Origin of the sequence: Herpetosiphon gulosus (genome assembly GCF_039545135.1) — a bacterium.
Taxonomy (GTDB): domain Bacteria; phylum Chloroflexota; class Chloroflexia; order Chloroflexales; family Herpetosiphonaceae; genus Herpetosiphon; species Herpetosiphon gulosus.
The window spans coordinates 229,783-251,322 of the sequence record NZ_BAABRU010000003.1; the positions used below are offsets into that span (position 1 = coordinate 229,783).

The window sequence follows — 21,540 nt, forward strand, 5'->3', positions numbered from 1 at the left end:
TCACCCTAGAATAAGAAATAGCGCTGCGCCAAAGGCAAACTCGTGGCTGGCTCGCAGGTCAATAGCTCGCCATCGGCGCGTACCGCATAGGTTTCAGGATCAACCTCGATCACTGGAGTAGCGTTGTTGTGGATCAAGTCGGCTTTTTGGACGCTGCGACAGCCACGCACAGCAGCAGTTGTTTTTTGCAAGCCTAATTGTTGACCAATGCCTGCTTCATGGGCAGCGGCGGAAACAAAGGTCAGACTAGTCGCGCCAATCGCCCCGCCAAACGCCCCAAACATCGGGCGATAAAGCACAGGCTGCGGCGTGGGAATCGAAGCATTGGCATCGCCCATAGCATTCCAGGCAATCAAGCCGCCTTTAACAATAATTTCAGGTTTTACGCCAAAAAAGGCAGGCTGCCACAACACCAAATCGGCCAACTTGCCTGGCTCAATCGAGCCAACTTCGTGAGCAATCCCGTGAGCCAGCGCTGGATTGATCGTGTATTTGGCGATATAACGTTTGACCCGTTGATTATCGTTGCGAGCTGAATCGCCCAGCAACGCGCCACGCTGAACCTTCATTTTGTGAGCGGTTTGCCAAGTGCGAGTAACAACCTCGCCAACCCGACCCATCGCCTGCGAATCGCTGGAGATCATGCTAATCACCCCCAGATCATGCAGAATATCTTCGGCGGCGATGGTTTCAGGCCGAATCCGGCTTTCAGCAAAGGCCACATCTTCAGGCACTTGGGGATTAAGGTGATGGCAAACCATTAACATATCAAGGTGTTCAGCGATGGTATTGACGGTATACGGGCGAGTGGGGTTGGTCGATGAGGGCAGCACATAGCTTTCGCCAGCAATTTTGATAATATCAGGAGCATGGCCGCCGCCCGCACCCTCAGTGTGATAGGTATGAATGGTGCGGCCTGCAATTGCGCGAATTGTATCTTCTAAAAAACCAGCTTCGTTGATCGTATCAGTGTGAATCGCCACTTGCACATCGTATTGGTCGGCCACGCTCAAACACATGTCGATTGCAGCGGGCGTTGTGCCCCAATCTTCGTGCAATTTCAGGCCACAAGCGCCAGCCTGAATCTGCTGAATCAACGATTCGGGCTGGGCGGCATTGCCTTTGCCCAAAAAGCCAAGATTGACCGGCCAAGCATCAGCAGCTTGCAGCATGCGGGCCATATTCCAAACACCTGGTGTGCACGTGGTCGCTTTGGTTCCAGTGGCTGGGCCAGTCCCGCCGCCAAGCAAGGTCGTCACGCCATTCGAAAGCGCTTCGGGAATTTGGCCAGGCGCAATAAAGTGAATATGGCTATCGATCCCGCCTGCAGTAACGATCATATGCTCGCCAGCAATCACCTCGGTATTGGCTCCAACTATCAATTCAGGATCAACACCAGCCATAGTATCAGGATTACCAGCCTTGCCAACTTTGACAATTCGGCCTTGTTTGATCCCAATATCGCCTTTGACGATGCCCCAATGATCGATGATGATCGCGTTGGTGATCACTAAATCGAGCACAGCGTGGGCACTGCTGCTTTGGCCCATGCCATCACGAATCACCTTGCCGCCGCCGAAGGTAATTTCATCGCCATAGTGGGCAAAATCGTGCTCAATTTCAACAATCAACTCGGTATCGGCCAAACGCAAGCGGTCGCCTTTGGTCGGGCCATACAAATCGGCATAGGTTTGACGCGGAATCCATAAGCTCATTCCAAATCTCCTTGAGGCCGATGGCCAAATTGCTGTTGTTGAACGGCACTGAGGCTGGTTTGCAGTTGATCGGCGCTATCCAAAGCCCCATTAACCAAGCCATTATGGCCATAGATGTGGCGCGTGCCAGCAAAAGCCACCAAATTGACAATTTTGCTATCGCCTGGCTCGAAGCGCACCGCCGTGCCCGCCGGAATATTGAGATGCATGCCATAGGCTAGACCACGATCAAACATCAGTGCCCGATTGACCTCGAAAAAGTGATAGTGACTACCAACCTGAATTGGCCGATCGCCAGTATGCGCCACCAGCAGCTCACAGGTTGCGCGGCCAAGATTGGCGGCAATCGCCTCGGTTGGTTGATCGATTAAATATTCGCCTGGTTGCATTTGCGGCTCCTCTTCAACGAATCGGGTCGTGCACAGTCACCAGCTTAGTGCCATCGGGAAAGGTCGCCTCAACTTGAACTTCATGAATCATACTGGCAACTCCATCCATCACATCGTCAACCGTCAAGATCGTTGTGCCATAGCTCATAATTTCGGCCACGCTTTTGCCATCGCGGGCGGCTTCCAGCAATTCGGCGGTAATAATTGCCACCGCTTCGGGGTAATTCAGCTTGAGGCCACGCGCCTGACGACGACGAGCCAAATCGGCGGCCACCACAATCAGTAATTTTTCCTGTTCACGCGGAGTTAGGTGCATTGCACAAGCCTCACACTAATAAATTTTGCGCGGCAGATTGGGGGTTGTGCCGTACAACGCTTGTTTGGCGTAGCGCCAATATTCAAAAGCCGTTGCTAGCAGATCGCGGCTGTTGCTACTTAAACCGCGAATCACCAGCCCATGAGCAGCGAGACAACTTACGCCCCACACGCAACGCCCAACTTTGGTTTGGCTAGCAGCAAAGGCCATTAATTCAGCTTCGAGGGCTTTCCACTGGGCTGAATCCCAACCAACCCGACAAATGTAGCCCGTTGCCAAATAGCTGTATTTGCCAAAATACAAGGGGTTGCTCAATTGTTGCAGGCTTGGTTGCAAGCGCATGCGATCAAATACGATTGGCCGACCCAAGGCATAAATATCGCAATCCAAGCGCAACTGACGATAGCCAAAACGTTCGCCATAGGCTTCGCGGCCTGGCGCAAGAAACTCCCACCAACATAAACCCGCATCAGCAGCCAAATCGATCCGCGTTTGCTGATGATACAAACTCTCAGCAAACGGAATCGTTGTATCCGGCCAATATTCGAGCAAGCTCTGTTCGGCTAAAGTGGCCTGCACCTGTTGATAAGCGATTTGCTCACCATCGCTACGATAAATACGGGTCGAACTGGTGGTGGTCAGTTGGGCTTTGGTCGCTGGCGCTAGGTTGATTGTGGTCGTCAGATGATCACCCGCCAACACACCGCCAGCAACATTATGCAAATGTACAAAACTTGTACCATCGGCCAGCCCAAAATCGCGCACCACCTGCAAGGGTGGGCGATGTTCGCGCACTGTCAAACGGGTACGCTGCTGTTTGAGCGTAAAATCGAGTGCCAAATGGCCATGCATGCGCTCAAGGCTGGTCGGTGTTTGCATCAACTAATAAAGAGGCGTGTACCCAGCAAGGGGTGACGCATACTCGCTCCATCCAAGCCAATACTGCAAGGAGCGAGATCAGCCAACGTCAATTGTGGTGTTTGCTCAACAACAGTTTGAATTGTGGGATGCAACTGCCACAATAATTGTTGGGCTTGCACCTGGCCGAGTGGCAAAATTTTCTGGCATGCCAAAATCAAGCTTAACGTCATTTGTTGCAATAAGGCCGCCAGCATGGCCTCGGCTTCAATCGCCATACAACCAGCAACCAAGCCAAAAACACAGCTATGATGAGTTTCGATCTGGTGAGATTTGGTCAAAGTGCTAGCTTGTTGCCAGCGTGGCAACGGTTCCAGTTGCAAGGCCAAGCCAAGCAAGCGCCGACCAAGCACTGCACTGGCGTGGCGGCTTTCACGGGCTGGCTTGAAGGCCGCAGCATGATCGTTCAAATCGAGCCAAGCCTGCTCAAATTCCGCCACATGCGCCAATTGCCAAGCCTGATAGGCTAAGTAGGCTTCGAGCTGGCCGCTCTCGTGAATGAAGGCTCGCATAAACTGGCCCAGCCCAGCCACGCCCAATTGACCCTCGGCCACCAACGATTCAACTCCATACGAATGGGCGGTTGAGCCGATCGGCAAAGCGCTATCGGCAAGTTGCAATAATTTCAATTGGGCAAAAGCAGTCGTTAACATCACCCCGCCAGTATAGCCGAGCCAAAAATCGCCAAGGCTGTGCAAACTGCCCAAACCTCAATCAAGCAGTTTGCACAAGATTAAGCCCACGTCGCAGCCACCAAAGCTGGTAATAGCTGCGCCGCAGTGCCACGTAAACGATGGCGAGCATGGCGACTCAACGGCGTATCCTCAAGATTGAGATCGATCAAACGGGCACGATAGGCACGGGCAGTCATCGGAAAGGTCGCGGCAGGCGCAACTAAACCTGATGTGCCGATCGCCAGAAACACATCACAGTTTTGGCTGGCTAATTCAGCCGCCTGAATCTTGACTAGATCTAAACGTTCGCCAAACCAGACCACGTCGGGGCGCATTGGTGCGCCACAAACTGCACAAAGTGGCAAACTTGGGCTATCAGGCCAAGCCAAACTGCCATGCTTAGCCGCACTACAGCTCACCGTGTTGATCGTGCCATGCAACTCGACCACCTTGGTTGAGCCAGCCCGCTGATGCAGGCCATCAATATTTTGGGTGATAATCGTAACAGTTGGGATATGCTGCTCAAGTTGGGCTAACGCAATATGGCCTGCATTCGGCTGAACATCAAGCATCTGCTGGCGATGCGCCTGATACCAACCCCAAACTGCTTCAGGTTGCTGCAAATAGCCAGCTAAAGTCGCCACTTGCTCAAGATCAATCGTATTCCACAGCCCAACCAAACTATCACGAAAGGTCGGAATCCCGCTCTCAGCCGAGATTCCTGCTCCAGTCAAAATTGTTAGCGAACGGGCGGCACGTAAGGTCGCAATCAACCCTGGATCGAATGGCTCAAGCATAAATTCCCTCGTTAGGCCGATCAAGCATCAATAGGGCTAGTATACGATGCTGTTTCAAGCTGAACTAATTGGGAGCTAACCACAGATGCAGATCAATCAAGTCTTAGAAATCTTTATGTATGGCGAAATTGGCATTCCCAGCACCGAAAATCGCTCACAACGCCATGTGATCGATGGTTTAAGCATTTTACATGTCGATGATGTTTGGAATCAGGAGCCGCATGTTGCTGATGAGGTAATTGTGCAAAACCATTCACCCGCCGCCGTTTTAGCAATACTTACCAGCTACCAACCAACCGCCGATCATCGAATTACCCTCGTTGATCGGCCAGCCAGCGATCATGCTGCCTACCACGCTGCTGGCTATCGCCATAGCTCAAACGAAGTGCTGCTCGTCCGCAGACTCAGCGATCTGCCACCGCCTGACCAACGCTATTCGGTTGGGCAAGCCAAAACAATCGCTGAAATGCAATGGTTGAACAGCAACGACCCAGCCAATCGGGCATGGATTAGCGAAACCCGCCTGCATGAATCAGGCCTGAGGCACAGCTTTATCAGGCTTGATCAGCGGGTGGTGGCACGGGTGCGAGCCTGCCGAATTGATGCTGAACATAGCTATGTGATGAATTTATACACGGCCAGCGAGTATCGACGACGCGGCATCGCACGAGCATTGATGATTCATGTATTGCACGAAGCCGCAGCCCATGGCGAACAATGGAGCGTCTTGGTGGCTTCTGAGGCAGGCCTGCCGCTTTATCAAAGCTTGGGCTACCAGCAACGGGCAAGTCTGGTGGTATTTGAAAGAGTAGCTGAGTCAAATAGTTAAAGGGTCGGTTTTAAGAGATTTGGTTGCATGCCCTCATCCACCAGCCCTCTCCCGCCTAGCGAGCGAGGAGGAACCAGTCCATCGACCATTGGATCTCCCCTCGCCCGCCGCGGTGGGCGAGGGGTTGGGGGTGAGGGAGCTTAACAACCAACCCTTGTAGGGAGAGCAACTTGGGTAAGGAAACAAAACCCAATGCTTGCAGCGTGGGCTACAATAAAGATATTAACGATCTTTTTAGTGATGGTGTTGTGTATGAGTCGCTTGTTAATTACTGGAGCATCGGGCTATCTTGGTCAACGGGTTTCCTATTTTGCTCAGCAGACAATAATCTGGGATAAAGTTTATAGCCAAACTTGGCGCAACCTGCCTACCGCTGGCGAGCATGTAGCCTGTGATTTGGCCGATCAAGCTCGGCTTGAGGTGCTGCTGACACAAATTCAGCCAACTGCAATTATTCATACGGCGGCGGTCACGCCAGCGATGGGGCCAGCCATGACCGACCAAGCCTTGTGGGCAGTTAATGTTCAAGCCAGCGCCACCCTAGCCCGCTGGGCAGCCCAGCATCAAGCTCGATTCGTGCATGTTTCATCGGATGCAGTGTGGGGTGGGCGCGAGGCCGCCTATACCGAAAGCGACGTGCCAGCACCAATCCACCCTTATGGAGCCTCGAAGGCAGCAGGCGAGGCAGTTGTCGCAGCGCTCGATCCACAGGCTGCGATCGCGCGAACATCATTGTTGTACGGCCAAAACCCGCTTGACCCCAACACAACCATGGCCTTGGCAATGCTGCGCGGCGAACGTCATGGCGTACTCTTTACCGACGAACTGCGCTGCCCAGTCTTTGTTGAAGATGTGGCCCAAGCCTTGATTGAGCTTGCACAAAAACCAAGCCTTTATGGTATATTTCACCTTGTAGGCCCACAAATTCTCAGTCGATTTGAGCTTGGCCAAGCCCTGCTCGAGTGGAATGGTATTGATTCCACAGGCTTGCCTGCTGGCATTACCGCTGCCAGTGGCTTACGTCGCCCATCGCGGGTTGTTGCCGATAATCGCACAACTCAATCTCAACTCAGCACCATTCTTCGAAGCATTGATGATGTCACAAGGAGGTGACGCATGGAGCGCACACCTGAAACGATTGTTCAATTAGTCGCCGATTTGCAGCACGATGATGAATTTGTGCGCTCACAAGCGGCCTTCACGCTTGGTTTGTTCGGTGAGCCTGCCGTCCCATTTTTGATTCCTCTGTTGCGCTCTCCTCAGCGCGAAATTCGGCTACGAGCCGCTTGGACGCTTGGCGTAATTGGGGCCGCTGCTGTGCCCGCCTTGCTCGATCTGATGGAACAAAAAAATCGTCAATTGCGGATCGAGGCCATTCGGATTCTTGGGGTGATTGGTCAAGCACGAGTTTTTAATCATTTATTGGTTGCATTAACCGATTTTGATCCCGAAATTGCCGCCCGCGCCGCCCGTTCGTTGGGCAAAATTGGCGACCCTCGGGCATTTCATGCCTTGGTATTGGCCTTGCGTCACCCCGATAGCGATGTGCGTTATGAGGCTGCGGTGGCTTTAGCGGCGCTGCATGTGCCCGATGCAATTACCCATTTGCAAGAAGCTTTAGTCCACGAAGATCCACGGATCGAAACCACTTGGGGTATGCAAGTACGTGAAGGGATGGTTCGCGCCTTGGAAGAAGCTGAAAAACCGCATGATCATAGTTTGATCGAGGCCTTAATGCGGCTAGGCGATATGTTGAAGGCCAATGAACACGACGATGGAGAAACTCCATGAACGCTTGCCCTTTTTGCGACCCCGAAACTCTTGAGATCGAAACTATGCTTGAAAATCGCTTTTGTCGCTTTTTACAACAACCCGATAAGGTGCTCTCGGGCGCTGGCGTGATTATTCCCAAACGCCATTGCGAAACCCGCCACGAAATGGATCTCGACGAATGGGATGCGATGCAAGATTTGCTCAATCAGGTCAAGGCCTTCATCACGACTAGCCACAAACCATTGGGCTATACAATCGGCTGGAATTGTGGTGAGGTCAGCGGAGTGGTGATTCATCATGTGCATATGCATGTGATCCCACGCTTAACCAACGAGCCAATCAAAGAACAGATTCAATTTAACCTCAAGCCAACCACTGCTGATCGTTTCGGCAATTAACAACCAACTCAGGAGGTTGTATGTCCCAACGTGCTTTTTTTCGGCTAGTGTTCCTATTGTTGTTGCTGGGATCGGTTTCAAGCCTTGCAGCCAATTATTTACCGCCAAGCAATACCTATATGCCAATTGTGATGGGCAATCACGAGATCACCGCCAATACCTATGTTCCTAGTTATTCCGCACTTTTTCAATTTGGGCTAAACCCTGGTTACTACGGCAACGGCTGGGATGATCAAAAAATCTATGCCATTGGGGCTGATGCTGGGGCACACAGCGCCCGCGCCTCACTGCCAGATAGTTTTATTGGCCAATGGGGCGCGGCCATTCGGGTTCCGGTCTTCGAATATATTTCGACCACGCTTAGTTTTCGTGAAAATACGGTTTTTTTAGGCGAGCCACGCGCGGCGTGGCGCGACACAGCTAGTTATTACAGCAACAACGGCACACCTGTGCAAAGCAAGCTCTGGCAAGGAATGTACGAGCCAATTTGGGATAATGGCGAGAATGGCACACCCGTCAATGATGCCAATAAATTTGCCGTCTATGTTTGGCAAATTGCCAGCACCTACGGCAAATATATGCGCTTCTATGAAATTATCAACGAGCCAGATTACACAAGCAGCGCCAGAGCTTATGCCAATCCCGGAGCCAGCGGTGGCAGTTGGTGGGATAGTGCGCCAACTCCGAATGAATTACCAAATCTGAATGCGCCAATTTACAATTACATTCGTTTATTGCGAATTGCCTATACCGTGATTAAAAAGACTGATCCTGATAGCTATGTTGCACCAGGCGGGATTGGCTATGCCTCATTTTTGGATGCACTCCTGCGTTATACCGATAATCCCGATGCAGGCAAAGTTAGTAGCCAATATCCATTAACTGGCGGAGCTTATTTTGATGCCCTGAGTTATCATATTTATCCGCAATATGGTGGCTCATATTGGGATAGTGGGATTGGTGGCTTTGTCTATGTACGACATAGCGACCGTATGATTCAAGTTTTTGTCAATCAGTATCAAATAATGAATCAAACACTGGTTAATCGTAACTACAATGGCACAAACTTTCCCCGCAAGCCGAGCATTATCACTGAAACTAATGTTTCACGCAAAGCCTTCAATAATTATGCAGGGGGCGAAGAAATTCAGCGTAATTACCTAATCAAGGCGATTGTCAAAGGCCAGCAACTTGGTATTTTACAAATTTATTGGTTTGCAACTGGTGAAGGTGCAGATTACGCAACCGCCCAAGATGAATATCAATTAATGGGCTTTTACGAAAATCTCAAGCGCGATGCACCTAATAACCAGATTATGACAAGTGAGGGGATTGCTAACCGCACAACCTACAATCAACTATATGGCTGGCGCTACGATGCAACTGCAACGACTGCGTTAAATTTGCCCAACACCATTGATGGCGCAGCTTTTCGCAAAAACAATCAATTACGTTATGTCTTATGGGCCAAAACCACGCTTGATCGGAATGAAACGGCCAGCGCCACCATTAATTTAACTGGAACCTACACCAAAGTGACTTGGAATGGCACAAGTAGCACAGTCAGCGGCAGCAACATCCAATTAACTGGCTCGCCGATTTTCTTAACCCAACAGTAAATTAAAAACCCCGCACCTTCAACCAAAAAAGAAGGTGCAGGATAGAAAAGCTTAGCCTATTTGCCGTTTTTGCGCACGACATTGCTTGAGCCACAAGCACTGCATTTGGCATTCTTGGGCACTGGGCCTGAAATGCGCATTTGATGTTTGCATTGCTTGCACTCCAAGGCAGTATCGGCAAAATCGCTGACATCTTCGTGATTTTTGATAGTAATGAATTTCATAAATACGCTCCTTCTTGGCTGGAATGAATGTGCTTTTGCTACTAACAAGCTTAGCAGCCAGCCATCGCCATGACGAGCCTTGCAGATGACAGCTTGATGACAACCATGGGTTGACGATTGACCTGCTGCTCCATTGACAACTAGCCAGATCTAAATCTCCCAAAGATAGCTAAAACCCATCAATTACTAGTCTATTTTTAATGAATTATTGACAATTGCCTACGTTTTGGCTAAAACCAAAGCGCGAATTTAGACGAATGGTTGCCACAGGAATCATAGTCTATTGGAGGTTGTTGCCAATGTCAGAACGTTTCAATCTATCGCGGCGAGGATTTTTGGGTGCAGTAGGGTTGGGCAGTTTGGCGGCAATTTGGGGCAGCAAAGGGGTCAGCGCCAAAAAATATGGTGGTGTAGGCAAAACCTTCGATCAAGCTACCGTTCCAACCAATGGCAAATTTACCCTTCCCTCCTTGCCCTATGATTATGGCGATTTGGAGCCGCACCTCGATGCTGAAACGATGTACATTCATCATCAAAAACACCATCAAGCACTAGTGACCAATTTAAATGCAGCCTTGGCCGATTATCCCAAATTGCAAAGCATAAATGTAGCCGAACTCTTGCATGGTTTAAGCAGCTTGCCGAGCGCGATTCAAACCGCTGTGCGCAACAACGCTGGCGGCCATGCCAACCATGCAATTTGGTGGGCAATGCTCTCACCAAAAGGTGGTGGCAATGTTGGTGGTGCATTGGCTGCTGCAATTAACACCAAATATGGCTCATTCAACAGTTTCAAAACCACGTTTAATGATATTGCGGCGCGGCGCTTTGGCTCAGGCTGGGGCTGGCTCTCGACCGATAGCAAAGGCACGCTCTATCTGGCCAGTTACCCCAACCAAGATAGCCCGTATATGGAAGGTTTGACCCCATTGCTCGGGGTTGATGTGTGGGAACATGCCTACTACTTGAAGTTTCGCCAAAAACGTGCTGAATTTTTGAGCGCCTGGTGGAATGTGATCAACTGGGGCGAAGTTGGGCGGCGCTACGATCTAGCAATCGCCAAATAATTCAGCAAAACAGGCTGTTGGTAGCAATCAACAGCCTGTTTCATTTATGTCAAATAACCACTACTCTAAATTAAAACTTGCCTGTTGAGTATCGGCTGGGCGCGGCGCTTCGGGAAAGCTCAAGCCCAGATGATCGTAGGCGCGACGGGTGGCAATCCGTCCGCGTGGAGTGCGCTGAATAAAGCCTAGTTGCAAGAGATATGGCTCGTAAACATCTTCAATCGCATCAACTTCTTCGGCTGTGGCCGCCGCGAGGGTGGTTAAGCCAACCGGGCCGCCATTGAAGGTTTCGATCAAGGTACGCAACACCCGCCGATCATTCTCATCAAGCCCAAGATCATCGATTTCAAGGCTGGTCAGTGCTGCTTGGGCCACTTCGAGCGTAATATGATTATCGGCCATTACCAAGGCAAAATCGCGTACCCGCCGCAACAAACGATTGACTACCCGTGGGGTGCCACGCGCCCGCCGCGCAATCTCTAACGCTCCAGCATCATCCATTGGCGATTTCAGCAAGGCCGCCGAACGCCGCACAATATCGGTCATGGCTTCGAGCGAGTAGAATTCCAGCCGATGCACCGAGCCAAAGCGATCGCGCAAGGGCGAAGTGAGCAAGGCGAGGCGGGTTGTCGCCCCAACCACGGTAAAGCGGGGCAATTTCAAGCGCAAATTGCGGGCACTTGGGCCTTTGCCCACAATAATATCCAGCGCAAAATCTTCCATGGCCGGATACATCACCTCTTCAACGGCACGATTCAAGCGATGAACTTCATCAATAAAGAGCAGATCATCTTTTTTGAGGTTGGTTAAAATTGCCGCCAAATCGCCAGCGCGTTCGATCGCAGGGCCAGAGGTAATTTTGATATTCACGCCCATTTCGTTGGCCAAAATTGTTGAGAGTGTGGTTTTACCTAAGCCAGGCGGGCCATAAAACAGGGTATGATCAAGCGGCTCTTTGCGTTGTTGGGCCGCAGCAATCGCAATTTTGAGGTTGGCCAGCACTTTTTCTTGGCCAATATATTCGGCCAGTTTTTTTGGCCGCAAACTTTTCTCCACCACTTGATCCTCTTCGCGAGGCTTGGGTGAAATCATTCGTTGAGCTTGATCAAACGCATCCGACATGGCATCCTCCTACAGCGATTATAGCACAGACGGTCGCATGCAGGCAGGCTTGAATCATCAGCAAAAAAGCCTGTTATAATGCCCCATGCCCAATTTTCAATAGGTATACCGCGCATGGCCGATCGTCAAATTGCCCTCTGGAATGAAGAACGTGAACAGCGCAAGCGAGCCTTGCAACGTATTTTGATTACTGGCAGTAGTTTTATTTTCCTACTGATTTTATATTATGTTTTCGGGGTTGATCTCAGCGTTGGCCGCAATCAACTAGCGCTGGGCTGTTTGGTTGGGGTGCTGGTTGCCGCCGCGATTTCGGGCTGGCTGGTCAGCATCGATCAGCCAGAGTGGGCTACCCACGCGATGTTTATTCCCTACATGCTGATTATTTTGGTAGTAGCAACTCCGGTTGGGGTAACCAGCCGCGGCATGTATGGGCTATTTATTCCAATTGTGGCGGCGGCACTGCTGCTTCCAGCCCGTTGGAGCCTGATTTATGCAGCCTTTGCGGTGGTTGTTTTTGTTAGCACTGATCTACTCAGCCCACAGCCATTTTCATTAAATACCACCATTTTGAATACCTTGTTTGCCAGTGGCTGTTTTGGCACTGCCGCTGCCACCACCTCGTTTACCGCTCGCCGCCTACGTCAATTGCTCAAAACCAGTATCGACCATGGCAAGGAGCTTGAGCGCAATCAGTCAGTACTTGAGGAGCGGGTGCAAAAACGCACGCTGTATCTTGAAAAAGCGCTTGACGAATTACAACGCTCCAGCGAAACGATTCGTCAGATGAGTGTGCCAGTGCTGCCAATCGCCGAACGAGTATTGGTATTGCCGTTAGTTGGTAGTATCGACCTCTCACGGGCGGCTTTGCTCAGCGATGAACTCCTGAACACGATCTATCAACGCCGTCCACATACAATTTTAATCGATTTGACTGGGTTGACAACAATCGATCAAGCTGTCGCCGAATCGTTGGTACAAACCTTAAGCGCAGTACGATTGCTTGGGACTGAACCAATTGTGGTGGGCTTACGTAGCGAAACTGTGCAAGCCTTGCTCGATACAGGCATCGATATCAGCCATATTCGGACCTTCCGCGATGTGCAAAGTGGGCTTGGTTACGCCACCAGCAAAATCAGCTATTAAATTAATCAACTGCTTGCAAAACATTTTGCAAGCAGTTTTTATTTTTAGGCTTACCAAAACCCTAAAGCAATCAGGCAGATTTATGCGTGCACGAATCGAAATCGGTTACAAAGCGCATCAACAAACACCGCTTATGCACTATAATGCATCTGAACCAGATGGCGTTCGGCCATCGGTGCAACTAGCGTGTTATTTGGGGGCGATGATGCCGCATTCATTTGAAGCATATCTTGATGAGCAACTGAATAGTTTGCGTGAGCAGGGGGTTTTTCGCACATTACGCGAATTGCAAAGCCCAACTGGCCCACGCTCAACCATCGATGGCAAATCGGTGATCAATCTCTCATCAAATAATTATTTGGGCTTGGCTAATCATCCCGCCTTGAAAGCCGCCGCAATCAAAGCAATCGAGGAATGGGGAGTTGGTTCAGGCGCAGTTCGCACAATTATCGGCACCATGAGCATCCACGAGGAGCTTGAACAACGCTTAACTGAATTCAAGCATACTGAAGCGGTGTTAGTGCTGCAATCGGGGTTTACCGCCAATGCTGCCGTGTTGGGCGTTGTGCTGAATGATGGCGATTTGGTGATCAGCGATGCATTGAATCATGCCTCGATCATCGATGGAATTCGCCTAACCAAAGCGGCGCGGGCGGTCTATCAACACAATGATATGGCTGATTTGGAACGGGTTTTACAGGCCAACCAAGGTAAATATCGCAACACGGTCATTGTGACCGACGGCGTATTTAGCATGGATGGTGATATTGCACCCTTGCCACGCATCGCCGAGTTAGCTGAGCATTATGGCGCAATCACTATGGTTGATGATGCCCACGCATCGGGCGTGTTGGGCAAAAATGGCAGCGGCACAGTCAGCCATTATGGCATCAAACATTGGGATATTCAGGTTGGTACGCTTTCCAAGGCGATTGGCGCGGTTGGCGGCTATGTTGCCACATCGAGCAAATTACGCCAGTTAATGGAGCACCGCGCTCGACCATTTTTATTCAGCACCTCGCATCCACCGGCGGTTGTTGCCAGCTGTTTGGCGGCCATCAAACTGTTGCAAAGTGTCGAGGGCGAGCAATTACACCAACAACTTTGGGAAAATACCAAATTTTTCAAAGCTGGATTGAACAAGCTTGGCTTTAACACTGGCATCTCAGAAACCCCCATCACCCCAGTGATTGTGGGCGATGGAGCCAAAGCGATGCAATTCTCCGATAGTTTGTTCCAAGCAGGCGTATTCGCCCAAGGCATCGCCTTCCCAACCGTTGCCAAGGATAAAGGGCGGGTGCGCACAATTGTAACGGCTAGCCATAGCAACGCCGATTTAGCTGAGGCACTCAACATCTTCGAACATGTTGGGCGAAGCATGCAGCTAATTTAAGGTTTCATGGTACACTGGAAGCAGAAAATACAGTTCTAGAAATGTGGAGGTCCACCTATCGAAGCGCAAGTTCTTGCCCGCCGTGCTGTTGATTTAGCAGACTCGAAGCAGGCAAATGATATTATAATGCTCGACGTTCGCCCATTAGCCACCTTCGCCGATTTTCTGGTGATTTGTACGGCTGGCAATGAGCGGATGGTGCGGGCAGTCGTAAAAGAAATTGATGATCAGTTAGTCCAAGAAGGTGCAGCCACCCCCAAAATCGAAGGTTCACCCGAAACTGGCTGGGTTTTGCTCGATTTTGGTGATGTGGTTGTGCACATATTTAGCCCTGAACAACGCGATTTTTACAAGCTCGATAAATTGTGGCAAAAAGCTACGCCAGTTGTCGTTCTTCAGTAATCGGCGGGTCAAGGACGATCACGTGCGAGGTACATCATGAACAAATCTACACAACGCGAACGCTATGTCGTCTTTGCGCTTGGAGCAGCAGCCGGAAGTGCCCTAGGCTTGATTCTCGGTTCGGTCTTGGCTTATTCGTTAGGCGAGGATACGGTTCGAGCGATCGGGCGAGGGTTCCGCCGCCTCACAGGCCGCGACCGGAAACCCAACTTCGAGCTATTTCTTCAATAATAACAACAGCAAGGCCGACTCGTTTGAGTCGGCCTTGCTGCTTGAGTGGATATGCAAAACCCAATTTAAAGCTCAAGTGAGTTGGCGCGTAAGCCGCGATCACTTGCCGAAACGCTGACCCGCACGGTGTCACCGACTTGCACGCGATTGCTGACATGGTTGAATAAGGTCGAATGAACATAGGCATCGCCATGGTTATCGCTCAGTGCGACAAACATAAACCGCCCTTGAGGGTCGATATAATCAACCCGCGCACTGAGCACACCTGTTGGCGCATTGCCACTGAATGTGCGATTGCGTTCACGTGGGCCATTGCTCCACTCGCGCCGCTGGCCATTTTGGCTTGGGCGGGCTGAACCAAAGCGATCACGACGTTCAAATGAGCGTTCGCAGCTATAGCCACCAGCTTCGCGCTGTTCGTAAGCGCGAATGCGTGGTGTTGGCGGCAAAGCGCTGGTCACCAAAACCTCGTTGGCTTCATCACCCTTCATACCCCGAACCACCACAAAACTAACTTCCTCCCCCTCAACTAACCAACGTCGCCCATCGCCCAAGGCCCGTCGATGGACAAACAGCGATGTGCCTGCATGGGTTGTGATAAAGCCATACGATTTTTCCGGATCAAACCACGCCACCGTGCCAGTACTACGCTCATTCATGACCCATGTCTCCATGTTGTATTGGTGCTCGCCATACCCATATAGCGAATCAGGATTTATATTGATACAAAGTATCATTAAATAGAAGGCTTGTCAAGCAGAGTGATCATGTTAAAATCGAAGTGAATTTGGACTAGCAGGAGCGCGTAATGAGTGAAGATTATGAATGGACGGCCAAGACAGTTCAGACATTAATTCAACGGCCTGAGCGGCTGTTGGGCGACCAAATATGGCGGCAACGCTTGCAAGAGTTTGGTAGTTTGGGCGATTTTTATCGTTGGCTGAATCAATTACCACTGGAACAGCCCCAACAATCGCTGCTCAAGCTGCTGACGACCTATCCTGGAGCGCCAGTTGATAGTTATTGCCAGATGTTGAATATTCATCAAGCGACCTATCATCGTTACCAAAAAGCCTTGTTCGAACAAATTGCCAAGGTGCTCAACCAGCCCCATCAAAACCAGCCAAACAACCCAAACTTGCCTGCTGATCGCGCTCCGATTCACCAATTACGGCCTGCGGTTGGCGATTTTGTGGGCCGCGAAACTGAACTTGAACGCCTGACTTATGCCATCCAAGTTGCGCACAAAGCCCAACGTAGTGCGGCTTTAGTGGGTATTCATGGCATGGGTGGTATCGGCAAAAGTGAATTAAGCTTGATCGTTGCCCACCATGTCTTGAATTTATATCCCGATGCCCAATTAATTCTCAATCTGTATGGTGCACGAGAGCAAGCCCTGACGACCGAACAAGCGCTCAGTTTGGTGATTAATGCGCTTGATCCTAAAGCAAGATTGCCCGAAAAGCGCGAGCAACTGCTGGCTCACTATCAGAATGTGTTATACAACAAGCGGGTGTTGATTGTCATTGACGATGCCCGTGATGCTGAGCATGTGCGCGACCTCATTCCGCCAGTTGGTTGTTGTTTAATTATCACCAGCCGCCAACGATTTAGCCTGCCAGCCATGCTCAATCTGCAACTTGAGGCGTTAAATGTTGCGAATGCACGCAGCCTTGTTCAAGCAATCTGCCCACGTTTAGATCAGGATAGTGCTGAGCAATTGGCAATCGCCTGTAATTACTTACCATTAGCCTTGCGAGTTAGCGCCAGCATTTTACAAAATAACCCAGCTTTGAAGCCTGAACAGTACTTAAATCAGCTTGCCGATCAAAGCCAACGCCTGCAAGCGCTGCGCGACCCTGATGATCCACAATTGAATGTCGAAGCCTCGTTAGCGCTTAGTTATGCTCAGCTTAGCCCAGAGCAACAATATTTTATGCGCCAATTGGCAGTGCTAGTCGCCGATTTTTCCAGCGCAATGGGCTTAGCAATCTTGGAATTACCGCATAATCTCGCGGCGGAGAACCAACTGTATTATTTATTACGACATAATTTATTACAATACGATGGGCATAACGAACGCTGGAGTATGCACGATTTGATTCGGAGCTTTGCCCGCAACCGATTAATTGAGCAGCAAGAGCACGATCCAGCACAAATACGCTATGTTCAGGTATGTATCGACCAAGCTCAGCAATTACATCAAGCTTATCGGCATGCGGTGCTGGCAACAATTTATGCCTATAATCATGAAAAAGAACATTTTGATTATTGTTTAGCTTGGCTAGCTAATGATGTAAATTCAAGCCAATATGCGCAGCAAATGCTTGATCTTGTTCATTTTACCGCTACGATTGGCCACCATAGCTATAATTATCAACAAGAGCGTGGTATTTATGTTCAAAAAGCGCTTGAAGCTGCCTATATGCTCGATCAACCAGGCTTAATTGCCAATAATTTAAGGCTAATAGGCAATGTAAAACGCTATATTGGCGATCTTCCAGCGGCAATTAGCTATCTTGAGCAATCCTTAGATCTCGCCTATTCAATTGATTCAGCTCAAGCTATTGCCAATAGTGCTAACGATTTGGCGACGATTTATGGGTTGCTTGGCGGCAAAGTGAATCATCAAAAAGCGCTTGAGCTCTATCAAAAAGCCTTATCAATTAGTCGATCAGCCAACGATCGCTATGAAATGTGTAACCAAATTAATAATATTGGCACATGCTATGCCAATATGGGCATGATCAGCGAAGCCGAACCATATTTTGCCGAAGCCCACGAATTAGCTCAAGTTGCGGGGAATATGTATGTACAGTTATTAGCGTTGTCAAATCTGGGGCAGGCCGCAGTGTGCTTGAACCAAGCTGAAGCCGCGTTACCGCACTTGTATGCAGCAATTGAAATCGCTGATCAAACTGGTAATAAAAAGAGCAAAGGCTGTATCTTTGGTAGTTTAGCTGAGGCCTATTGGCAATTGCACGATCAGTCAGCGGCATTCACCGCCCATGAACAGGCGATCGTCACGTTTGAGCAGCAAGGCTATGGGTGGGAAGCCGCCAATGCCCAATGGCAATATGGCCTAACCTTAGTTGAAGCTCAGCAGTTCGTGCCAGCTCAGAGCTTATTTGAAGCAAGCCTCAACTATCGTGCAACAATCAATGATCCTGCTTTGGAGCGTGATCGCCAATTGTTTGAACAACTCAAGACTGGTCAAATTGCCCCAACGCAATTCCTGACCGAGGTGAAGGCGCTCACCTAGCTGGCAAGGATTAGGGCTAGCTCTTTAGTCCTGTCTTGCAGCTAGCGTTATGGCCTAGATTTCTTAGGAAACGCCAACACTTTGGGTATTGATCTTGCTTCTAAAGCCATGTAGGATAGAGTTACAAGGATTCGGACGCAGAGGAAATGCAACGGAGCCGTTGTATTTTGGAATGCACAAAGGAGTGCCATAATGCTGAAGAAACGCCTCGAGGGTACGGTCGTGCGGGTAACCTTCAACATCCCAGCCCCACTCACCGCCCAGACGATCACACTTGTTGGCGAGTTCAATAATTGGAGCGAAACCGCGACCCCGCTGTTGCGCTCTGGGGAAGGCTGGAGTACCACCATGGATCTGCCACCCAATCACAGTTACCAGTATCGCTATCTTGCCGATGGACGCTGGCTGAACGATTGGAGTGCTGATCGTTACGAGCCAAATGAGTTTGGCGGTGCGAATTCGGTGGTTTACACTTAAACCAGCCACAAACGACGAGGCATCAATGAGGATGGCTCGTTGTTTTATTATTTTCAATAGGTGTTATATTGACACAAAGTCATTCAATCGCATATCATAGCAACAGTCTTAGTTCGATAAATCAATGCTCAAGGCTGTTGTTTTGCTTGATAGTTAATAAAGGATAGCTTGCCATGCTCGATCTCCACCCAACCTTTGAACGTGCTACCACCGATGCTGTGGCCCATTTCACCCCTTTGATCGAGGTGATCGCCGCGATTGCCCATGGCGATGCGACTCGTCGCGCCGAGGTCGAGTTTTTGTTGCCACAAATTGATAATAATGGCTGGCAAATTCAGGCAGCAGTTGAAGCTATTTGGGCTGGCGAACGTAATTTCAGCCAGCTCAGCGCTGGTCTCGATACCAATAGCGCGGCAATTGTCCAGGCAATTTTGGTCGCAGTCAGTCAAACACCTGATCCTGAAGAAGCACGTTTGGCTAAATTGATCGGCGAATGGCGGCCAATTATTCTGACGGTAGCTGCTGCCCATTTTGGAGTCCAGCATGCCTATACTGATCTCGATGGATTTTTGCCGCAACTTGAAGCTCAGGCTCAATGGCAAACCCTCGCCCAACGACTACGCTTGCTCGTAGCAGGCGACACCAACCGCCAGCGACTCTTGGCAGATCTTGACACAACTGATACCGTTATCATGCAGGCAATTTTCCATGCGCTGGATGATCAAGCAACAACCTTGCAACTTATTCGCGAGGAACGGGATCGGGCTGCGGCCCAAGAGGAAGCCCATGAGCAACAACAGGCTTGAATATTGGCAATACTTGCCGAAAAAGCCGCTCTATCAACGACCTTTAGTGCTGCTCCATGGCGCTTGGCATGGCGCTTGGTGCTGGCAAGCCGCCGCCCACGATTTTGCTGAACGTGGTTTTGCGGTGCATACGCTTAGTTTGCGCGGCCACGGCAGCAGCAGCATGCCACGCCTGTTTAATTTGGTGGGGCTGCAACATTACATCGACGATTTGCTAGCGCTGGTTGATACCCTTCAACCAGCGCCAATTGTGGTAGGCCATAGCCTTGGTGGGTATGTATTGCAGCATGCCTTGATCCAGCACCAACTACCAGCGGCAGTATTACTTGCTAGCATGCCTCAAACTGGACCGTTGGGTTTCACGTTGCGAACGATTCGTAATCAACCAAGCGTTGCCTTGCGCACGTTGTTAACTGCTGATGGTTTTAGTTTTGTACGCACCCCAGCCTTAGCCAAAGCCCTCTTTCTGCGTGATAACGCTTCCGCCGCCCAAGCTCAGGCATTGCATAGCCAACTAAGCAGCGAATCAGTCAAGGTTTTGATCGACGCAATACTGCATAAACCTGAACCAAGCAAGATTAAAACCCCAATCATGGTGATTGCTGCTGAACGTGATCGCGCATTTACCTTGGCTGAACAGCGTTCATTAGCCAATGCTTATCAAGCACCGTTGATTGTCGTGCCGCAAGCGGGTCATGATTTGATGTTTGATCCAGCTTGGCCCTTGGTCGCCGATGCGATCGAAGGCTGGGCTAGTCGTCACCAAAAATAGTTACTCAACCAACCACGCACCCAAGCCAACTAAGGCCGCATCCATCGTCGGCGGGTGAAACAAGCCAGCTCGCACATCACGGGCATAGCGTTCTAAGGCCAAATCCGGCGAGAGCGAAGCGCCACCAACCACAATCATAGCTTGCTCAACTGCGGCGATCGCATGCTCAATTGCGGTAGCCTTAGTTGTTGCGATCAGTGGACGCAAATTGCTGCGTTCGGCGGGTGCTTGCTCCCACAATTGGGCGGTTTGGTAGAGCAAACTGCGTGCAGTCAACACCAACTGCTCAACTTTGCCAAGCTGGTGCTGAATCGATTCCAGCTCGCTAATTGCTTTGCCAGCCAACGCCGTTGGACGACGTTCGCGGGCATAATCACGGGCAGCATCACGCGCTGCTTGGGCAATTCCCAAATAGACCGCCGCCATATTTAGTTGAAACCATGCCCCAGCATTGTTACGGCTCGGATCAACCAGTCCAGGTTGACGGCGCTGCAACAAATTGGCCTCAGCCACAAACACTCCATCTAATACAATATCGTCATTGCGGGCCGCTCGCATAGCCGTGCCATTCCAAGTCGGATCAATCGTAATCCCTGCTTGCTTGAGATCGACCAAAAAAATCGCGGTATCGCTCGTATCAGCAATCGTGGCGCTAATCAGGGCATGGGTTAGGGCTGGCGCACCGGTGGTATAAATTTTGCGGCCATGCAACAACCAGCCATCCTCGAGCTGCCGCGCAACTGTCGCAAACAAACCACCCCGCGCAGGGCTGCCCATTTCGCGTTCGCTGGCAGCCGAATTGAGCAAAATCGGCTGCTCAACCACCAAACGGCTAATCCGTTCGATTTGGTTTGGCTGCCATGCCTTGCCCTCGATGATGCCACCAAGCACATGAATTGGCATGGCCATGACCAAGGCCAACGAGCCATCGCCATAAGCCAATTGCTCTTGAGCCAAGATTGCCTCAAATAAGCTTGCACCATGGCCGCCAAACTCCGCTGGAACGCTCAAGGCCTGATAGCGAGCAGCAAAAAAGGCTGGCAAATGCTCGAAAGGAAAGCTCGCCGCCTGATCATGCACGCCAGCACTTGGTTTGATCAACGCCGCCAAATCCTGCCCAAGTTGCACAAAGCCGCGCTGGCGTTCAGTTAAGCCGCGATGTAGTAAATCTATCGCCATTGGTTAATTCCTCAATTAATTATTGCCCCTCAAA

Annotated in this window: 24 protein-coding genes; 14 read left to right on the top strand and 10 right to left on the bottom strand. The window is 50.4% G+C overall.

The features are described from left to right. Positions 1-5 precede the first annotated feature (5 nt). From ureC to ABEB26_RS04945, 6 genes are read right to left on the bottom strand one after another with little or no spacing between them, the layout of a single operon-like run. Positions 6-1,715 carry an urease subunit alpha gene (gene ureC, locus ABEB26_RS04920; protein ID WP_345720857.1) on the bottom strand — a complete coding sequence of 570 codons (1,710 nt, stop codon included), beginning with the start codon at positions 1,713-1,715 and terminating at the stop codon, positions 6-8. Then, positions 1,712-2,104 (bottom strand): urease subunit beta, encoded by a 393-nt coding sequence (ureB, locus tag ABEB26_RS04925; RefSeq protein ID WP_345720858.1) that lies wholly within the window; start codon positions 2,102-2,104, stop codon positions 1,712-1,714. The genes ureC and ureB overlap by 4 nt, the downstream gene beginning before the upstream one ends. Before the next feature lie 13 nt (positions 2,105-2,117). Beyond that, positions 2,118-2,420 (bottom strand): urease subunit gamma, encoded by a 303-nt coding sequence (locus tag ABEB26_RS04930; RefSeq protein ID WP_345720859.1) that lies wholly within the window; start codon positions 2,418-2,420, stop codon positions 2,118-2,120. 15 nt (positions 2,421-2,435) lie between these two features. Further along, positions 2,436-3,299: an urease accessory protein UreD gene (locus ABEB26_RS04935; protein ID WP_345720860.1), complete on the bottom strand. Its 864-nt coding sequence runs from the start codon at positions 3,297-3,299 to the stop codon at positions 2,436-2,438. After that, on the bottom strand, positions 3,299-4,036 hold the full coding sequence (locus tag ABEB26_RS04940) for an urease accessory protein UreF (RefSeq protein WP_345720862.1): 738 nt from the start codon (positions 4,034-4,036) through the stop codon (positions 3,299-3,301). Before ABEB26_RS04940 ends, ABEB26_RS04935 begins: the two co-directional genes overlap by 1 nt. 35 nt (positions 4,037-4,071) lie before the next feature. Continuing rightward, the gene (locus ABEB26_RS04945) at positions 4,072-4,809 is read right to left on the bottom strand and encodes an SIR2 family NAD-dependent protein deacylase (RefSeq protein ID WP_345720863.1); all 738 of its coding nucleotides are present in this window, start codon (positions 4,807-4,809) and stop codon (positions 4,072-4,074) included. Between the two features lie 85 nt (positions 4,810-4,894). Between ABEB26_RS04945 and ABEB26_RS04950 the strand changes: the two genes are divergently transcribed. The 5 genes from ABEB26_RS04950 to ABEB26_RS04970 all read left to right on the top strand — a co-directional run bounded on the left by ABEB26_RS04950 (position 4,895) and on the right by ABEB26_RS04970 (position 9,428). Further along, entirely contained in the window at positions 4,895-5,638 is a 744-nt protein-coding gene (locus tag ABEB26_RS04950; protein WP_345720864.1) for a GNAT family N-acetyltransferase, read from the top strand. 252 nt (positions 5,639-5,890) lie between these two features. Next, positions 5,891-6,751, top strand: coding sequence for an SDR family oxidoreductase (locus ABEB26_RS04955; RefSeq protein ID WP_345720865.1), 861 nt, complete (start codon positions 5,891-5,893; stop codon positions 6,749-6,751). 3 nt (positions 6,752-6,754) lie between these two features. Then, entirely contained in the window at positions 6,755-7,429 is a 675-nt protein-coding gene (locus tag ABEB26_RS04960) for a HEAT repeat domain-containing protein (protein ID WP_345720866.1), read from the top strand. After that, positions 7,426-7,809, top strand: a complete 384-nt coding sequence (locus ABEB26_RS04965; RefSeq protein ID WP_345720867.1) for an HIT family protein — start codon at positions 7,426-7,428, stop codon at positions 7,807-7,809. Before ABEB26_RS04960 ends, ABEB26_RS04965 begins: the two co-directional genes overlap by 4 nt. Before the next feature lie 20 nt (positions 7,810-7,829). Continuing rightward, positions 7,830-9,428, top strand: a complete 1,599-nt coding sequence (locus ABEB26_RS04970; RefSeq protein ID WP_345720868.1) for a hypothetical protein — start codon at positions 7,830-7,832, stop codon at positions 9,426-9,428. Between the two features lie 56 nt (positions 9,429-9,484). Here the strand turns inward: ABEB26_RS04970 and ABEB26_RS04975 are convergent, their stop codons facing one another. Beyond that, entirely contained in the window at positions 9,485-9,652 is a 168-nt protein-coding gene (locus ABEB26_RS04975) for a hypothetical protein (protein WP_345720869.1), read from the bottom strand. Positions 9,653-9,951: 299 nt separating this feature from the next. Here ABEB26_RS04975 and ABEB26_RS04980 point away from each other — a divergent pair, with 299 nt between their 5' ends. After that, positions 9,952-10,719: a superoxide dismutase gene (locus ABEB26_RS04980; RefSeq protein ID WP_345720870.1), complete on the top strand. Its 768-nt coding sequence runs from the start codon at positions 9,952-9,954 to the stop codon at positions 10,717-10,719. Positions 10,720-10,779: 60 nt separating this feature from the next. On the opposite strand, the gene ruvB is transcribed toward ABEB26_RS04980, so the two are convergent. Next, entirely contained in the window at positions 10,780-11,811 is a 1,032-nt protein-coding gene (ruvB, locus tag ABEB26_RS04985; protein WP_486348295.1) for a Holliday junction branch migration DNA helicase RuvB, read from the bottom strand. Positions 11,812-11,955: 144 nt separating this feature from the next. On the opposite strand from ruvB, the gene ABEB26_RS04990 reads away from it, so the two are divergent. From ABEB26_RS04990 to ABEB26_RS05005, 4 genes are all read left to right on the top strand, one after another. After that, the gene (locus ABEB26_RS04990) at positions 11,956-12,984 is read left to right on the top strand and encodes an STAS domain-containing protein (RefSeq protein ID WP_345720872.1); all 1,029 of its coding nucleotides are present in this window, start codon (positions 11,956-11,958) and stop codon (positions 12,982-12,984) included. A gap of 205 nt (positions 12,985-13,189) precedes the next feature. Beyond that, positions 13,190-14,377: a glycine C-acetyltransferase gene (locus ABEB26_RS04995; RefSeq protein WP_345721020.1), complete on the top strand. Its 1,188-nt coding sequence runs from the start codon at positions 13,190-13,192 to the stop codon at positions 14,375-14,377. Between the two features lie 57 nt (positions 14,378-14,434). Then, on the top strand, positions 14,435-14,779 hold the full coding sequence (rsfS, locus tag ABEB26_RS05000) for a ribosome silencing factor (RefSeq protein ID WP_041304449.1): 345 nt from the start codon (positions 14,435-14,437) through the stop codon (positions 14,777-14,779). Between the two features lie 36 nt (positions 14,780-14,815). After that, on the top strand, positions 14,816-15,010 hold the full coding sequence (locus ABEB26_RS05005; protein WP_287045130.1) for a hypothetical protein: 195 nt from the start codon (positions 14,816-14,818) through the stop codon (positions 15,008-15,010). 65 nt (positions 15,011-15,075) lie between these two features. Here ABEB26_RS05005 and ABEB26_RS26915 read toward each other — a convergent pair whose 3' ends face one another. Continuing rightward, positions 15,076-15,669, bottom strand: a complete 594-nt coding sequence (locus tag ABEB26_RS26915) for a cold-shock protein (RefSeq protein WP_486348292.1) — start codon at positions 15,667-15,669, stop codon at positions 15,076-15,078. A gap of 149 nt (positions 15,670-15,818) precedes the next feature. Here ABEB26_RS26915 and ABEB26_RS05015 point away from each other — a divergent pair, with 149 nt between their 5' ends. The 4 genes from ABEB26_RS05015 to ABEB26_RS05030 all read left to right on the top strand — a co-directional run bounded on the left by ABEB26_RS05015 (position 15,819) and on the right by ABEB26_RS05030 (position 20,327). Then, on the top strand, positions 15,819-18,272 hold the full coding sequence (locus ABEB26_RS05015) for a tetratricopeptide repeat protein (RefSeq protein WP_345720873.1): 2,454 nt from the start codon (positions 15,819-15,821) through the stop codon (positions 18,270-18,272). Positions 18,273-18,464: 192 nt separating this feature from the next. Continuing rightward, the gene (locus tag ABEB26_RS05020; protein WP_041304451.1) at positions 18,465-18,749 is read left to right on the top strand and encodes an isoamylase early set domain-containing protein; all 285 of its coding nucleotides are present in this window, start codon (positions 18,465-18,467) and stop codon (positions 18,747-18,749) included. Between the two features lie 173 nt (positions 18,750-18,922). After that, positions 18,923-19,555 (top strand): hypothetical protein, encoded by a 633-nt coding sequence (locus tag ABEB26_RS05025; RefSeq protein WP_345720874.1) that lies wholly within the window; start codon positions 18,923-18,925, stop codon positions 19,553-19,555. Further along, positions 19,536-20,327, top strand: coding sequence for an alpha/beta hydrolase (locus ABEB26_RS05030; protein ID WP_345720875.1), 792 nt, complete (start codon positions 19,536-19,538; stop codon positions 20,325-20,327). The genes ABEB26_RS05025 and ABEB26_RS05030 overlap by 20 nt, the downstream gene beginning before the upstream one ends. On the opposite strand, the gene ABEB26_RS05035 is transcribed toward ABEB26_RS05030, so the two are convergent. Next, positions 20,328-21,506: an acyl-CoA dehydrogenase family protein gene (locus tag ABEB26_RS05035; protein WP_345720876.1), complete on the bottom strand. Its 1,179-nt coding sequence runs from the start codon at positions 21,504-21,506 to the stop codon at positions 20,328-20,330. Between the last annotated feature and the right edge of the window lie 34 nt (positions 21,507-21,540).

Excerpts from the sequence above, each read along its gene's own strand:
- ureC (WP_345720857.1), bottom strand. The coding sequence starts at position 1,715 with ATGAGCTTATGGATTCCGCGTCAAACCTATGCCGATTTGTATGGCCCG.
- ureB (WP_345720858.1), bottom strand. The coding sequence starts at position 2,104 with ATGCAACCAGGCGAATATTTAATCGATCAACCAACCGAGGCGATTGCC.
- ABEB26_RS04930 (WP_345720859.1), bottom strand. The coding sequence starts at position 2,420 with ATGCACCTAACTCCGCGTGAACAGGAAAAATTACTGATTGTGGTGGCC.
- ABEB26_RS04935 (WP_345720860.1), bottom strand. The coding sequence starts at position 3,299 with ATGCAAACACCGACCAGCCTTGAGCGCATGCATGGCCATTTGGCACTC.
- ABEB26_RS04945 (WP_345720863.1), bottom strand. The coding sequence starts at position 4,809 with ATGCTTGAGCCATTCGATCCAGGGTTGATTGCGACCTTACGTGCCGCC.
- ABEB26_RS04950 (WP_345720864.1), top strand. The coding sequence starts at position 4,895 with ATGCAGATCAATCAAGTCTTAGAAATCTTTATGTATGGCGAAATTGGC.
- ABEB26_RS04955 (WP_345720865.1), top strand. The coding sequence starts at position 5,891 with ATGAGTCGCTTGTTAATTACTGGAGCATCGGGCTATCTTGGTCAACGG.
- ABEB26_RS04960 (WP_345720866.1), top strand. The coding sequence starts at position 6,755 with ATGGAGCGCACACCTGAAACGATTGTTCAATTAGTCGCCGATTTGCAG.
- ABEB26_RS04965 (WP_345720867.1), top strand. The coding sequence starts at position 7,426 with ATGAACGCTTGCCCTTTTTGCGACCCCGAAACTCTTGAGATCGAAACT.
- ABEB26_RS04970 (WP_345720868.1), top strand. The coding sequence starts at position 7,830 with ATGTCCCAACGTGCTTTTTTTCGGCTAGTGTTCCTATTGTTGTTGCTG.
- ABEB26_RS04975 (WP_345720869.1), bottom strand. The coding sequence starts at position 9,652 with ATGAAATTCATTACTATCAAAAATCACGAAGATGTCAGCGATTTTGCC.
- ABEB26_RS04980 (WP_345720870.1), top strand. The coding sequence starts at position 9,952 with ATGTCAGAACGTTTCAATCTATCGCGGCGAGGATTTTTGGGTGCAGTA.
- ruvB (WP_486348295.1), bottom strand. The coding sequence starts at position 11,811 with ATGATTTCACCCAAGCCTCGCGAAGAGGATCAAGTGGTGGAGAAAAGT.
- ABEB26_RS04990 (WP_345720872.1), top strand. The coding sequence starts at position 11,956 with ATGGCCGATCGTCAAATTGCCCTCTGGAATGAAGAACGTGAACAGCGC.
- ABEB26_RS04995 (WP_345721020.1), top strand. The coding sequence starts at position 13,190 with ATGCCGCATTCATTTGAAGCATATCTTGATGAGCAACTGAATAGTTTG.
- ABEB26_RS05005 (WP_287045130.1), top strand. The coding sequence starts at position 14,816 with ATGAACAAATCTACACAACGCGAACGCTATGTCGTCTTTGCGCTTGGA.
- ABEB26_RS26915 (WP_486348292.1), bottom strand. The coding sequence starts at position 15,669 with ATGAATGAGCGTAGTACTGGCACGGTGGCGTGGTTTGATCCGGAAAAA.
- ABEB26_RS05015 (WP_345720873.1), top strand. The coding sequence starts at position 15,819 with ATGAGTGAAGATTATGAATGGACGGCCAAGACAGTTCAGACATTAATT.
- ABEB26_RS05020 (WP_041304451.1), top strand. The coding sequence starts at position 18,465 with ATGCTGAAGAAACGCCTCGAGGGTACGGTCGTGCGGGTAACCTTCAAC.
- ABEB26_RS05025 (WP_345720874.1), top strand. The coding sequence starts at position 18,923 with ATGCTCGATCTCCACCCAACCTTTGAACGTGCTACCACCGATGCTGTG.
- ABEB26_RS05030 (WP_345720875.1), top strand. The coding sequence starts at position 19,536 with ATGAGCAACAACAGGCTTGAATATTGGCAATACTTGCCGAAAAAGCCG.
- ABEB26_RS05035 (WP_345720876.1), bottom strand. The coding sequence starts at position 21,506 with ATGGCGATAGATTTACTACATCGCGGCTTAACTGAACGCCAGCGCGGC.